The following is a 13,332-nucleotide window of genomic DNA, read 5'->3' as shown; positions in this document are numbered from 1 at the left end:
AGGGCTCCTCAGTGGTCGGCGGGCACGGGTTCGGGCACGGGCGGTGAGAGAACCGGTGTCCAGGGGAACGGCGGGTCGGGGATCTCGCGGCGCAGCACGGGGGCCACGGCGGACTGGAACAGCTCCAGCGAGTCCCGATGCTGACTGTCCGTCAGTCCTCCGGCGTCGGCGTGCAGATGCAGCACGCTGTGCCCGAACTGCTCGTGGTAGCGGTGCACCTTGTCGATGATCTGCTGGGGGCTGCCGATCAGTGCCGAGCTGCGCTCGACGTAGTCCTCCAGGGTCGGGAACACCGGCTCCAGGCCCAGGCGCTTCTGGAACGCGAGGTTTCCCTCGAACACGGGCCGGTAGACGGCGAGTGCCTCCTGCGAGGTCCGCGCCGCGTAGAAGCCCGCCGTCCCGGCGCCGACCGCGATACCGGCGGGATCATGGCCGTAGTGCTCCCAGCGTTCGCGGTAGTGGCGGATCAACTCGGCGTACGGCTCTATGGGGTTGGTGACGTTGGCGGAGAACAGCGGGTCGCCGTAGCGGGCGGCCAGGTCGACCGACTCCTTGCTGGTGGCGCTGCCGTGCCAGACCCGGACAGGCTGCTGGAGTGGTCGGGGCCACACCTCGGCGTCCTTGAGTTCCGGGCGGAAGCGGGTCGTCGCGGTCACCTTGTCCTGCCGCCATATCCGGCGGAACACCTCGTAGCTCTCGGCGTTGCGGTCCCACTGGTCCTCGCTGGTGACCTGGAACAGCTCGCGCTGCGCGGAGCCGTTGCCCTTCCCGACGATCAACTCCAGGCGCCCGCCGGACAGATGGTCCAGCGTCGCGTAGTCCTCGTAGGCGCGCACCGGGTCGAGGAGGCTGAGCGTGGTGACCGCGGTGAACAGCCGGATCCTTGAGGTGAGCGCGGCGATGTGGCTGAGGACCACCGGCGGCGAGGACGAGATGAACGGACGCTCGTGCCGCTCCCCCACCCCGAAACCGTCGAATCCCAACTCCTCGGCGAGCAGAGCGTTGTCGATCACTTCGCGGAAGCGGTCGTTCGTCGGCTTCTGGATCCCGGTGACCGGATGGGGGGCGTGCACGATCAGGGTGATCGCCAGGAACTTCATGACGCGGCCCGGTCGGCCGGCGCCTCGGAGTCCGGGTGGGCCAGGCCGAGGTGATCGCGCAGGGTGCTGCCCTCGTACTCGGTGCGGTAGACGCCACGCTCCTGGAGGAGGGGGACGACGGTGTCCGCGAAGGAGTCCAGACCGCCCGGCGTGATGTGCGGGACGAGGATGAATCCGTCGGAGGCGTCCGCCTGGACGAAGTCGTTGATGGTGTCGGCGACCGTGGCCGGACTGCCGACGAAGGCCTGCCGGCTCCCGGTCTCGATGACGAGGTCGCGGATGGACCAGCTGTTGGCGGCCGCCCGCTCGCGCCACTCGCGGGCGGTGGCCAGCGGGTCGCGGTACATCCGGACCTGGGCGCGGCCGCGGGCGATGGTGTGTTCGCCGAGGTCCGGGTCGATGTCGGGCAGGGGGCCGTCCGGGTCGTACGAGGAAAGGTCACGGTTCCAGACGAACTCCAGGTGCTTGATGGCGGTGGCGCCGCTGACCTGGGCGCGCCGCACTTCGCGGGCGTGCTCCTCGGCCTCGGCATCGGTGTCGCCGAGCACGAAGGTCGCGGCGGGCAGGATCAGGAGCTGGTCGGGGCGTCGGCCGTACCGGGCGAGGCGTCCCTTGACGTCCGTGTAGAAGGCCTGGCCCTCGTTGAGGGTGGAGTAGCGGCTGAAGATCGCATCGGCGCTCGACGCGGCGAACTCCCGGCCCTCCTCGGAGTCTCCTGCCTGGAAGATCACCGGACGGCCCTGCGGCGAGCGCGGGACGTTGAACTGGCCTTCGATGTCGAAGTGCTGTCCCTGGTGGACGAAGGCTCCGGCCTTGGCGTCGCTGAGGAAGGTGCCGGTCTCCTGGTCGGCGACGATCTCGTCGCCGTGCCAGGAGTCGAAGAGTTCGTTCGCCGTGGTCAGGAACTCCTTGGCCCGGGAGTAGCGCTCCTCCTGGGGCAGGAAGCCGCCGCGGCGGAAGTTCTCGCCGGTGAAGGCGTCCCAGGAGGTGACGACGTTCCAGGCCGCCCGGCCGTCGGAGAGGTGGTCGAGGCTGGCGAACTGACGGGCCACCTCGTAGGGCTCGTTGAAGGTGGAGTTGATGGTGCCGGTCAGGCCGAGGTGTTCGGTGACGGCGGCGAGCGCGGCCAGGACGGCGAACGTGTCGGGGCGTCCCACGACGTCCAAGTCATAGATCTTGCCGCCCTGTTCACGCAGGCGCAGACCTTCGGCGAGGAACAGGAAGTCGAACTTGGCGCGCTCGGCGGTCCGCGCGAAGTGCGCGAACGAGCTGAACTCGATGTGGCTGCCGGCGTCGGGGTCGCTCCACACGGTGGTGTTGTTGACGCCGGGGAAGTGCGCCGCGAGGTGGATCTGCTTGAGCGGCTTGCTCATGGTCGGGGGTCCTTCCGGCTCAGGCGGTCGTGGCGGCTGTGGGAGCCCCCTGCTCGGAGAGCTCGGGGGCGTAGCGGTTCGCGGGGCGGCCGAGCCCGAGCAGCCCGCGCAGGGTGTCGGCCTCGTAGGCGTTCCGGAAGACGTTGCGGCGCTGGAGTTCGGGCACGAGACCGCGGGTGATGGCGGGAAGGTCGTGTCCCACGACGGCGGGCCGCAGCCGGAAGCCCGAGAGCCCCGCGGCGGACAGTTCCTGGAGCAGGTCGGCGAGCTGGGCCGGTGTCCCGGCGAAGACGCGCGCGTCGCTGGTGTACGGCTCGCCCGCCCGCTCGTCCAGCCGCTCCCGGCGGGCCTCCGCGGCGCCCGGGTCGTCGTCCAGGAAGACCACCAGGTCGCCGAAGACGTGCACGGTGTCCCCGGCCCGGCCGGCGGCGTCCTGCTCGGCGCGGATCTCCCGGACGATGGCGCGGGCCTGGTCGGCGTCGTGCGGCGTGACGTAGCCGACGTCGGCGGACCTGGCCACCAGCCGGTACGGGATCGTCGCGTGGGCCAGCGCCGTGACGACCGGCTGACCCTGCGGCGGACGAGGAGTGATGGAGGGGCCCTTGACGCTGAAGTGGCTGCCCTCGAAATCGATGTAGTGCAGCTTGTCGCGGTCGATGAAGCGGCCGGTGCTGACGTCGCGGATCTCGGCGTCGTCCTCCCAGCTGTCCCAGAGCCTGCGCACGGCCTCGACGTGGTCGGCCGCCTCGTCGAAGAGGTCGGTCACCAGCTCCCGCACGGCGGGGGTGTCGTAGTCCTCGAACCGGAAGGGCGGGATCGTACGGCGTCCGAAGTGAGCGGCCTCGCTCTGGCGTGCGCTGACCTGCACACGCAGGCCCGCACGGCCGGAACTCACATAGTCGAGAGTGGCGATCGCCTTGGATACATGGAACGGCTCGGTGTGTGTGGCCACTACGGTCGGGACGACGCCTATGTGGTGGGTCAGCGGCGCGATCCGTGAGGCGATGAGGACCGCGTCCAGGCGGCCGCGGACCTGGTCGGTGCGGCCGTCCGGTCCGTACAGCGAGGAGGACTGGAGGCCGAGGCCGTCCTCGATGGTCACGAAGTCGAGAAGACCGCGCTCGGCCTCGGTGACCAGGCCGGCCCAGTAGGCGGCGGTCAGCAGGTCGCCGGGGCGGGCCGCGGGCTCGCGCCAGGCGGCCGGGTGCCAGCCCGCGCCGTCCAGTGCGACGGCGAGGTGCAGGGGTGTGGGTGACGAGGACACGGAGGTGCCTTCCTGATCGACCGTACGGGGAAGCCCGCCCACGGCGAACGGGGCGCGGCTGCGTGGGAACGGGTCAGGGGCGACAGAGCGCGCCGGCGACCCGCAGCAGATCGATGTGCGGCCGACCGTGCAGGTGCAGGCGGCGGGGCGCGATGGGCCTCGGAACGCTCCGGTGGGACACGCGGCGCATGTACCCCACCTCCGTCCCTTCGGCCCGGTGCTCCGGGGTTCCCGGTCCGCCCGGCCCTCGCGGGGACCCGGCGGGGCACCCCACGGTCGTCGACAGGCACAACCGCACGGCTATGCCCTTTCTTCCGGTTGCCCGGCTACTTCTTGCCCGTCGTGCGGGGCCTGCTCGCCGCCTGGCGTGCGGACCAGCACGAACCGCGTCCGTCGGCGCAGGGTGAACCCGATCGACTCGTAGAGCCGGATCGCGTTCGTGTTGTCGGCGGCGGCGTGCAGGAACGGGGTGTCGCCACGTTGCCTGATACCCGCCGCGACCGCGCGGACCAGGCGTGTGGCGAGCCCTCGGCCGCGGTGGCCGGGATGGGTGCACACCGCGCTGATCTCGGTCCAGCCCGGTGGGCGCAGGCGTTCGCCGGCCAGGGCGATCAGACGACCGCCCTCCCGGATGCCCAGGTACGTGCCGAGTTCGACGGTACGGGGCAGGAAGGGGCCCGGCCGGGTGAGGGCGATCAGGTCGAGGATCTCGGGCACGTCGGCGGGGCCGAGTCGTACGGCTTCGGGGGCGGGCTCGGAGTGCAGTGCGGTGGCGACCAACTGGACGCCGTCGCCGCTCTGTTCGATCGTCCAGCCCTCGGGAACGGCCTGGACCGCGGTGACCGGGGTGATCGCGCCCGGACCGACGAGTGCGGCCAGGTCGTCCCACGAGCGGGGGTCTGCGGGGTCGTCGAGGGCGGCGAACGGGGACACGTCCGTGGGATAGCGGGCGGCCCGGCCGACGCGCTCGGCGAGGTGGGCGTGCGGTCCGGTCAGCGCGGACCACGCCGCGTTGTCGAGGATGTGCGGTGCGACAGGATTCGGGACGATGGCGGGGTGGACGCTGGTGGCCATGGCGGTGCGGGTTCTCCGTATCTGGAACGCGGCCGGACGCGCCCCCGGGAGTCCGCCACCGTGCGGCGGACTCCCTTGAGGCGGGCGCAGGTTCAGGAGTTGTCGAGCGGCAGGCCGGGCGGGTTGACCCGGGAGGTGTCGACGGCTTCGTTGGAAAGGTTCCAGGCGGCCAGCCACTTGGCGTACTGGCCGTCCTTGATGAGGTGGTTGATCGCGTCGGCGAGCGGCTTGGCGAGCCCGCTGTCCTTCTTCGCGGTGGCCGCGATCAGACCCTGGAGCGTCGCGCCCGCGCCGGAGAACTTGCCCGCGTTGCGCGTGGGGTTGGGCGTCCTGGCGGTCTGGGTGATGTGGTACGCGATGCCGGGGTTGGGGCCGAAGGAGACGTCGATCTTCCCGCTGGACAGCGCCAGGGCTGTGGCGTTGCTGTCCTGGTAGTACTTGAGGTTGAGCTTCTTGCCCTCCTTGGCGAGCTTCGCCTTCCACTCCAGGAGGATCTTCTCCTGGTTGGTGCCGGCGCTCACCGCGACGGTCTTGCCGGCCAGGTTCCGGTAGTCGTCGTCGAAGTTCCAGGTGCTGTTCTTGCGCACCTCGAAGCCGAGGTTGTCCTGCCGGTAGGAGGCGAACTCGTACTTCTTCTTGCGCTCCTCGGTGTCGGTGACGTTGGAGAAGGCGACGTCGACCTTGCCGCTGTCGATGCCGACGAACAGGTTCTCCCAGGTCGAGTTCTTCACCTCCGGCTTCAGTCCGAGCACCGCGGCCACCAGCCGGCCCAGGTCGGGTTCGGCGCCGGTGAGCGTCTTCTGGTCGCCGCCCACATACGCCAGGGGCGCGAATCCGGCGGGAAGGGCGCCGACGCCGATCCGCAACGTGCCGCTCTTGGCGACGGACGCGGGCAGCTCGGCGCTGATCGACTTCACCTCGGACACCTTCAACTCGGTCTCCTTGGCAGCGCCGTTGGAGAGCGCGCCGACGGTGACCGATCCGGCCGAGACACCCTCGCTCCGGGTGGCGGCGTCGCTGTCGCCGCCGCACGCGGCGAGCCCGGCGGCGAGGGAGGCGACCGCCGCGGTGGCGGTGACGCCGCGAAGAATTCTGCTGTTCAGGGGGAGCGTGCGCATGGCTGTCCTTGTCGGATGTGTGCGGTGGTGTGGGGGCGCGGTCCCGGCGGGCCGCGAAATCGGTGGATGTGCGCGTCGGCGTACGGCGGATGGCGGATTCCCGGCTCCGCTCTCGGCTCTCGGGTCTCCGGTCTTCGCTGCGCTTCGGGTCGCCGAACGCGTACGTCGGCCGCGGGCCGAGGTCGGTGGTCGGGATCGGGGGCTGAGATCCGGGGCTGAGATCGGTGGCGGGCGAGGCCTCGCTGTTCGCCGTCGGCGCGCGGGTCAGAGGACCTTGCTCAGGAAGTCCCTGGTCCGGTCCTGCTGTGGATGGTCCAAGACCTGTGCGGGCGGACCCTGTTCGACGATGCGGCCGGCGTCCATGAAGACGACCCGGTCGGCGATCTCGCGGGCGAAGCCGATCTCGTGGGTGACGATGACGAGGGTGGTGCCGCTCCTGGCCAGATCCTTGATGACGGCGAGCACCTCGCCCACGAGTTCGGGGTCGAGCGCGGAGGTCGGCTCGTCGAAGAGGATGACCCCCGGCCGCAGGGCGAGGGCGCGGGCGATGGCCACCCGCTGCTGCTGTCCGCCCGACAACTGACGCGGATAGGCACCGGACTTGTCCGCCAGCCCCACACGGGCGAGCAGATCGCGCGCCAGTTGCCGGGCCTCGGGCCTGGACAGTTTGCCGGTCGCCACCGGAGCCGCGGCCACGTTGTCCAGCACGGTCAGGTGCGGGAAGAGGTTGAAGTTCTGGAAGACGAACCCGATGCGGCTGCGCTGGCCCAGGATGACGCGCTCGCTCAGTTCCTTCAGGCGCTCGCCGTGCCTGCGTACGCCGATGAGCTCGCCGTTCAGGCTGACATGGCCGGCCTCGGGCTTCTCCAGGTGGTTGATCACCCGCAGGAGAGTGGACTTGCCGGACCCGGAAGGTCCGAGGATGACCGTCACCTCCCCGGGCCGGACGGTCAACTCCACGCCGTCCAGGACCTGGTGGGCGCCGTACCACTTGTGCACGTCGTGCACCTCGACCGCGGCCGGCTCGATCCCGAGCGCTCCGACGGCCTCGGCCGCCGGAGCAGTCCCCTGCCCCGTCCGCTCATGCGACTGCGACTGCCTCTGCTCCTGCTCCTGCTCCTGCTCCTGCGGATGCGTCCTGGTCTTCACCGTCGTCTGACGTGCTTCGCCGGTCATATCGCCGTCTCCCTCCGGACCCGGGCCCGCACATCGCGCAGACCGTTCCGTACCTTCTGCAACGGGGTCGGCGGCAGGGTGCGCAGCGCGCCCCGCGAGTAGTACCGCTCGACGTAGAACTGGATGACGGACACGACGCTCGTGAGGATCAGATACCAGGCGGTGGCGACGAGGAGCAGCGGCACGATGTCGCCGGGATAGGTGCTGCCCATGCTCTGCACGGTGCCGAACAGGTCCAGCAGCGAGACGTAGAAGACCAGTGAGGTGCCCTTGATGAGGCCGATCAACTGGTTCACGTAGTTGGGGGTGATGGAGCGCAGCGCCTGCGGGAAGACGATCTTCGCGAACTGGTACCGCTTCGGCAGGCCGAGGGCGGAGGCCGCCTCGTGCTGGCCCTGGTCGACCGAGAGGATGCCGCCGCGCACCACTTCCGAGGCGTACGCCGCTTCGTTGAGGCTGAGTCCGATGACGGCGACGGCCATGTCGGTGGCGAGGTGGGACTCGTCGAAGGTGAAGAAGGCCGGCCCGAACGGAACGCCCACGCTCAACGTCCGGTACAGGGCGCTGAAGTTGTAGAGGAACAGCAGGACCACGATGAGCGGGACGGACCGGAACAACCAGGTGTAGAGCCAGCTCACCGCACGGAGCACGGGGCTCTGGGAGAGCCGGGCCAGCGCCAGCAGGATGCCGCCCAGCAGTCCCAACAGGGCGCTGTACAGGGCGACTTCAAGAGTGATGAGCAGCCCGTCGAGGATCGTCGGGCGCAGGAACCAGTACTGGAAGCGGTCCCACTGGTAGAAGGGGTTGGTCACCAGGCCGTGGGTGATCTGGGCGACCAGCACGAGCACGACGGCCGTGATGACCCAGCGGCCGGGGCGCCGGAGCGGAAGGACCCGCTGGGCCGACAGGGGCTTCGGCGTGGCGGGGACGTCGGGACGGGGGATCGCCTCGGCGGGCGGCGCTGATCCGGAGGACACAGCGGTGCCGGGAGATTGACTCATGGAGAGCTCCAGCGGATGCGGACACCCCGGACCACGGCGGACGGCAGCGGGACGCGGAGCCGGAACGGCTCGGCGCGAATCGACGCACGGGTGCACGTGGAACGGGGGCTGGACGGAGAGGGGACGCACCGCGGCGGCGGTGGCCGTCAGAGATTCGGAAGAAGAACCGTCAGCCCTGGCAGAGGGGGCGACAGGTGCCCGTACACAGTGCGCTGCTGACACGCAGCAGGTCGACGGAGCGGTCGGCGCACAGCACGTCGCGGCCGAGGCGCCGCCATGCGGCCGTCCCGTCAGCTGCGTACATCGCCGTCACCATCGTTTCTCCGGCCCTGAGGCATCTCGTTGTGGGCCGCACGTTAGGCCTGCCCCGAAAAGAATGTCAATGCGGGTGACCACCAGGTGAGACCGCGCGTCCGGCCTTCTTGACGACGCCTCAGCGCGCACCGAGACTGGTCTGGACGGTCACGATTGTCAGCGCCCACGGCGCGGGTTCGCCCGCTCCTGTGGTCATCGGCCCCGGCTCGCTGACAGGCAACCCTTCCACCGCGACGGGGTGCCCCGGGTGACGACCGGGTCCCGCCGGTGCGGCGGGACAAGCGTGGTCTCGCGTCTCGCGAGCCCTGGAGTCGGGACCGGTGGGAATGCCCAAGAGCGGCTTGACGAGGCGCCTGCACATCGATCTGCTGCGTGTCTCCAGCGCCTACTGATCCGTAGCCGGTCCGTTGATCCGGACCGGTGCGACCAGCGCAGTCAATCCGCAATCGGCCGCTGATGCCCACAAGGCGGCGGTGGCTTCCTCGTTCCCCAAGGGAGAGTCATGCCCGAGACAGCTTCGCGGACTTCCGGTACAGCCAACTCGCGCCCCTGTGACCAGATCTCGTTCCCCCCGGACCGCCGCCTGAAGGTGGCGCCGACCCCGTCCGCGCTCCCCCATCGCGTCCACAGCCGTATCGGCGTAGGTCTGGCCGGCGGCTTCTACCCGGCACCGCATCGCTACGAGCTGTATCTGTCGGAGAGTTGTCCCCTCTCGCTGCGCATCGAGATCACCCTCGACCTGCTCGGCCTGAAGGACTCCGTCGCCACCACGATCCTGTCGCACTCCTCCGGGACATCCGGCTCCTTCGCCTCGCTTCGGCGCGCCTACGAGGCCACCGAGCACCACTACGACGGACCTCTGACGGCGCCCGCACTGTGCGACCGCTGGAGCGGACGCATCGTCAGCAACCACACACCCGACATCCTGCGCGATCTCGCCGGTCTGCTCTCGGGCCACACCACGGGCCACCCTTCCCCACTGTGTCCGCCGGCCCTCACCGCGGACATCGAGGCCCTGCGCGACCTGTTGGACCGCGATGTCACCCCGACCGCCCCGCCCTCGGACCGCTCGGCGGCCCTGGAGTTGCTGGACTGCCAACTCGCCTCGCGGCCCTACGTGTTGGGCGGCAGCCTGACGGCGGCGGACGTGGACGTATGGGTGGCGCTCACCGGCCTGGAGCCGTCCGACGCCCTCGGCCCGCATCCCCGGCTCCGCGACTACCTACGCCGCCTCGGCGACCACCCCGCCTTCCCGGCCGGGAACGAGGCCGTCCCCCTGGCGGCCGGCGCCTGACGCCCCGCGGCGGACCGAACGGAGAACCGGACGCCGGACCCGGCGTCCGGGCCGTTCAGTCGCGCGGGATCAGGAGGATGCTCACGCCCTTCAGGGTCGAGGTCCACTCCCGGCCCTGATCGAGGATCTCGCGCCCCGAGCCCAGGATCTGGTCCTGGAGCATCTGCGCCGCCTCACGGAGCCGCTCCCACGGTTCGGGCACGTCGAAGGCGCGCCGGGACCGCTCGACGGAGCCGACCAGAGCGCGGCAGGCCGCTTCCACGTCGGCGACGTTCTGGCCGGCCGATCCGACTCCTTCGATCGACCACGTCATCCACAGGCGCCCCATGACCACACTCTGTCGCATTCCCGAAACCGGCGCACGCCCAGCACCGCCCACGGTTCAGACGACAGGTATCGCTTGGGTCATTGCAAGCAAATCGGAGGATTGACCGGGGTCTTGTCGCGGACCACGATCTCTTTCCGTACCAAGGTGGCAACCCGTCCGGCGAGCGGGCGACGGTCCGGACCGTCGCCCGGTCGCCGGACGGGTGTCGACCGGTCATCCCGAAGGGAGCTTTCGGTGGAGGACACAGCATCAGCGCATACCGAACACGGTCGGGCGCCGGACGGCGCCGCGGGCGATGCCGTCGCGTTCATGCGCACGCTGGGCGCGGCGGAGATCGAGCATCCCGGAGGAACCCTGCTGGAGCATGTCCAACGGGTCGGCCTGCTGCTGAAGGGATGGGGCGCTCGGCATGATCTCCAACTCGCCGGGTTGTGCCACGCCTTCTACGGAACCGACGGATTCGCGACGCCGTTGCTGCCGCTGGAGTCCCGAGCCGAGCTGGTCCGGCGCATCGGAGCAGGCGCGGAGGAGCTCGTGTACCTCTACGCCGGCTGCGACAGGACGGCCTCCTACCGCGGCCTCACGAGCGACAGCGGGGTGTTCCGGGACAGGTTCACCGGGCACACCTTCTCTCCCGACCCGCGTCAGCGACGGGACTTCGCCGAACTCACCGCAGCGAACGAACTGGACCTCGCCGGCATCAGCCCGGCCTTCCGGGCAAAATCGGGAGACGGTCTGCTCCGGCTGCTCACCCGGCTGCGGCCGCTCCTGAGCGACCGCGCCTGGGAAGACACCCGGAAGATCCTGGCCCGCCGTCAGCCCGATGCCCACGGCGGCGCGCCTCGAGTGAATCCTCCCGGGTCCGGCGCGGGCCCGGAATCGGGCGGCAACCTTTTCGCCTCCCGCGACCACTGAGGGTCACACCATCGGCTCGATCCTCCGAACGGATGCGCATGAAGGAAACGAGGCAGACGGCCCGGCGCCGCAGGCACCGGCTCAGGCTGTTGATCGGCACCCCGGTGGCACTGATCGCTGCGGGTGCACTCGTCAGTCTGGTCGTGGCGTTCCGCCCCGGTCACCAGACCGGTTCGGAGCGGGCCGCGGCCTCAGCTTCGACGGCCGCCGGTTCGCCGGGGGCCACGACTCACGGCCCCGGTGATCCGGCCGGATCGTTGTCACCGGCGGAGACACGGTCGCCGGGTTCGACGGCTTCCCCGGCCACGACGGCCGCTACGACCACCGCGCCGGCGCGGCCGTCGGCATCACCCGCCTCCAGGACCGCCGCCACGACGGCATCACTGGCGGGACGGATCCGCCCCGGGGTGGGCTATCGGGGCGTGGCCACCAGCTACGACGCCGGGAACGGCGACGGCGCCTGCTCCTTCGGCCCGACCGACGACCTCATGACCGCGGCGATGAACCACACGGACTACGAGACGTCCAAGGCGTGCGGAGCGTACGTCCTGGTCCGCGCGGCGAACGGCGCCACCGTCACCGTCCGGATCACCAACGAATGCCCGGCGGGCTGCGCCGCCGGGCAGCTCGACCTCAGCACACAGGCTTTCGCCCGGCTCGCGAGCCTTTCGGCGGGCCGGATCCCGATCACCTGGAAGCTGCTGAGTCCCGCCGTCTCCGGCACGGTCGCGGTCCGGTACAAGACCGGGTCCAGCCGCTGGTGGTGCGCGCTCCAGGTGATCGGCCACCGGAATCCGGTGGCGCGACTCGAACTTCGAACCGCCGACGGATGGCGGCCGTTGCCCCGTACCGACTACAACTACTTCCTCGCCGACGACGGCGGAGGATGCGGCGGCGCGATCAGGATCACCGACATCTACGGTGAACACCTGACCGCCGGCGGAATCGCGCTGCGACCCGACACCGTGCAACGGACCGGACTCCAGTTCGCCCGGCACTGACCCGCTCCCAAGGGCCTGCCCCGCCGGGCGCGGCGGCCGGGCGGATGCGGACGAGGACGGATGGGAGGGCGGCCCCCTCCCCAGGAGCTACTCCGCGCCGCTGCAGCAGCCCACGCCCGCGCCCGCCGCAGGGGGCCGGGGCGGGGAGGGAACGGTGACGGAGCCACCGCCCGCGACGACCGCGGACACCGGTTCGGGCGCGGTCGGCTTGCGAAGCAGGAGCAGCGCCGCGTCGTCGTGCAGGCGGCCGCCCACATGGGCCTGGAGCTCGGCGTCGAGCGCGGCGAGGGTGGACGCCGGCTCGTCGGACACATGCCGTGCCAGCCCTTCGGCGAGGGCGTAGAACTCGCGGCCGTGGTCGCGGGCCTCGGTGACCCCGTCGGTGTACAGCAGGAGCTGATCGCCGTCGGCGAGGGGCAGCACCTGAAGGCTCGGGCTCTCCCCGGTCAGGGCCCGCAGCCCGAGCGGCGGAGCGGGATTGACCGGGTCGACCGACGCGACGCTGCCGGAGGCCCGAACATGCAGCGGAGGCGCGTGGCCGCAGTTGACGACCTCCAGTCGGCCCGGCTCCGGGTATCCGGCGACCACGGCGGTCACGAAGTCGTCGTATCCCAGGTTGCGCGCCAGACTCCGTTCGATCCGGCCCACGACGGCCAGGAGGTCGGGCTCGTCGTACGCGGCCTCACGGAAGACACCGAGCACGAGCGCGGCCGTGCCGACCGCCGGCAACCCCTTGCCGCGGACGTCACCGATGATCATCCGGACTCCGTACGGCGTGGGCACGAGCGCGTAGAGATCCCCGCCGATCCGGGCCTCCGCCGCGGCGGCGCTGTAGCGGACGGCCACCTGGAACGGACCGACGCTCGACGGTATGGGTGCGAGGAGGGCGTGCTGGGCGGCCTCCGCGACCGAGCGGACGGCCGCGAGGACCCGCTCCCGGCGCCAGCGCAGCGCGCTGGCCAGGGCGCTCGCCAGGGTGACGGCCGCCAGGGCGGACAGGACGGCCGCGAGCTCACCGCCCGGGACACCGTCCCGCGTGCCGAGCATCGCGCTCAGCGCCGCGGCCAGGAACCCGACGCAGAAGACCCCGAACGGCCGGCTGGTGGTGGCCGCCAGCGCGGGTCCGGCGGCGAGCAGCGGCAGCCAGATCACTCCCGCGCCGCCCGCCAGATCGACGAGCACGATGGCGCCGACGACCAGTAAAGGGAGTACCGGCGTGCCGAAGGCGAGGTGGGCGACACGCTTGCGGACCGCCGCCACCCCGGAACCTTCGCCTCCGTTCTTGAGCGTCCGTTTCGGCCAGCGCTCGCTACCGTGCTCTCGGGCCTGACTCATGTTCGTCCGCAGTCCTCACCTGGGTTCATCACTGAAAT

General features: G+C 70.8%; 16 protein-coding genes and 1 riboswitch. Of the genes, 4 read left to right on the top strand and 12 right to left on the bottom strand.

Annotated elements, in window-relative coordinates:
• Positions 1–8: 8 nt before the first annotated feature.
• The 9 genes from OHT01_RS37585 to OHT01_RS37550 all read right to left on the bottom strand — a co-directional run bounded on the left by OHT01_RS37585 (position 9) and on the right by OHT01_RS37550 (position 8,410).
• Positions 9–1,100 carry an LLM class flavin-dependent oxidoreductase gene (locus tag OHT01_RS37585; RefSeq protein WP_328557584.1) on the bottom strand — a complete coding sequence of 364 codons (1,092 nt, stop codon included), beginning with the start codon at positions 1,098–1,100 and terminating at the stop codon, positions 9–11.
• On the bottom strand, positions 1,097–2,473 hold the full coding sequence (locus OHT01_RS37580) for an NtaA/DmoA family FMN-dependent monooxygenase (RefSeq protein ID WP_328557583.1): 1,377 nt from the start codon (positions 2,471–2,473) through the stop codon (positions 1,097–1,099). The genes OHT01_RS37585 and OHT01_RS37580 overlap by 4 nt, the downstream gene beginning before the upstream one ends.
• A gap of 19 nt (positions 2,474–2,492) precedes the next feature.
• Positions 2,493–3,737, bottom strand: coding sequence for an LLM class flavin-dependent oxidoreductase (locus OHT01_RS37575; protein WP_328557582.1), 1,245 nt, complete (start codon positions 3,735–3,737; stop codon positions 2,493–2,495).
• Between the two features lie 73 nt (positions 3,738–3,810).
• A complete protein-coding gene (locus OHT01_RS40290; protein ID WP_405918083.1) occupies positions 3,811–3,927 on the bottom strand; it encodes a putative leader peptide in 117 nt (38 codons plus the stop codon).
• A 110-nt stretch (positions 3,928–4,037) separates the two neighbouring features.
• Positions 4,038–4,811, bottom strand: coding sequence for a GNAT family N-acetyltransferase (locus OHT01_RS37570; RefSeq protein WP_328557581.1), 774 nt, complete (start codon positions 4,809–4,811; stop codon positions 4,038–4,040).
• Between the two features lie 92 nt (positions 4,812–4,903).
• Entirely contained in the window at positions 4,904–5,929 is a 1,026-nt protein-coding gene (locus OHT01_RS37565; RefSeq protein ID WP_328557580.1) for an ABC transporter substrate-binding protein, read from the bottom strand.
• 264 nt (positions 5,930–6,193) lie between these two features.
• Positions 6,194–6,958 (bottom strand): amino acid ABC transporter ATP-binding protein, encoded by a 765-nt coding sequence (locus tag OHT01_RS37560; protein ID WP_328558401.1) that lies wholly within the window; start codon positions 6,956–6,958, stop codon positions 6,194–6,196.
• 143 nt (positions 6,959–7,101) lie between these two features.
• Complete coding sequence (locus OHT01_RS37555) at positions 7,102–8,106, bottom strand: amino acid ABC transporter permease (RefSeq protein ID WP_328557579.1); 1,005 nt, start codon at positions 8,104–8,106, stop codon at positions 7,102–7,104.
• Positions 8,107–8,275: 169 nt separating this feature from the next.
• Positions 8,276–8,410, bottom strand: coding sequence for a hypothetical protein (locus tag OHT01_RS37550; RefSeq protein WP_328557578.1), 135 nt, complete (start codon positions 8,408–8,410; stop codon positions 8,276–8,278).
• A gap of 156 nt (positions 8,411–8,566) precedes the next feature.
• A riboswitch (SAM riboswitch) is annotated at positions 8,567–8,711 on the top strand.
• 36 nt (positions 8,712–8,747) lie between these two features.
• On the opposite strand from OHT01_RS37550, the gene OHT01_RS40285 reads away from it, so the two are divergent.
• Both OHT01_RS40285 and OHT01_RS37545 read left to right on the top strand, forming a co-directional pair.
• Positions 8,748–8,813, top strand: a complete 66-nt coding sequence (locus OHT01_RS40285) for a putative leader peptide (RefSeq protein ID WP_355773383.1) — start codon at positions 8,748–8,750, stop codon at positions 8,811–8,813.
• Between the two features lie 110 nt (positions 8,814–8,923).
• Complete coding sequence (locus OHT01_RS37545) at positions 8,924–9,715, top strand: glutathione S-transferase C-terminal domain-containing protein (RefSeq protein WP_328557577.1); 792 nt, start codon at positions 8,924–8,926, stop codon at positions 9,713–9,715.
• Between the two features lie 55 nt (positions 9,716–9,770).
• On the opposite strand, the gene OHT01_RS37540 is transcribed toward OHT01_RS37545, so the two are convergent.
• Entirely contained in the window at positions 9,771–10,043 is a 273-nt protein-coding gene (locus OHT01_RS37540; RefSeq protein ID WP_328557576.1) for a hypothetical protein, read from the bottom strand.
• Between the two features lie 309 nt (positions 10,044–10,352).
• Between OHT01_RS37540 and OHT01_RS37535 the strand changes: the two genes are divergently transcribed.
• Positions 10,353–10,958 carry a DUF6817 domain-containing protein gene (locus OHT01_RS37535; RefSeq protein WP_328557575.1) on the top strand — a complete coding sequence of 202 codons (606 nt, stop codon included), beginning with the start codon at positions 10,353–10,355 and terminating at the stop codon, positions 10,956–10,958.
• Positions 10,959–11,187: 229 nt separating this feature from the next.
• Here the strand turns inward: OHT01_RS37535 and OHT01_RS37530 are convergent, their stop codons facing one another.
• Positions 11,188–11,331: a hypothetical protein gene (locus OHT01_RS37530; RefSeq protein ID WP_328557574.1), complete on the bottom strand. Its 144-nt coding sequence runs from the start codon at positions 11,329–11,331 to the stop codon at positions 11,188–11,190.
• Between the two features lie 49 nt (positions 11,332–11,380).
• Here OHT01_RS37530 and OHT01_RS37525 point away from each other — a divergent pair, with 49 nt between their 5' ends.
• Complete coding sequence (locus OHT01_RS37525) at positions 11,381–11,959, top strand: expansin EXLX1 family cellulose-binding protein (protein WP_328557573.1); 579 nt, start codon at positions 11,381–11,383, stop codon at positions 11,957–11,959.
• Between the two features lie 87 nt (positions 11,960–12,046).
• Here OHT01_RS37525 and OHT01_RS37520 read toward each other — a convergent pair whose 3' ends face one another.
• Complete coding sequence (locus OHT01_RS37520) at positions 12,047–13,294, bottom strand: PP2C family protein-serine/threonine phosphatase (RefSeq protein ID WP_328557572.1); 1,248 nt, start codon at positions 13,292–13,294, stop codon at positions 12,047–12,049.
• Between the last annotated feature and the right edge of the window lie 38 nt (positions 13,295–13,332).

It is taken from the genome of Streptomyces sp. NBC_00358 (genome assembly GCF_036099295.1).
Lineage (GTDB): Bacteria > Actinomycetota > Actinomycetes > Streptomycetales > Streptomycetaceae > Streptomyces.
This window is presented reverse-complemented; position numbering and strand designations above follow the sequence as displayed.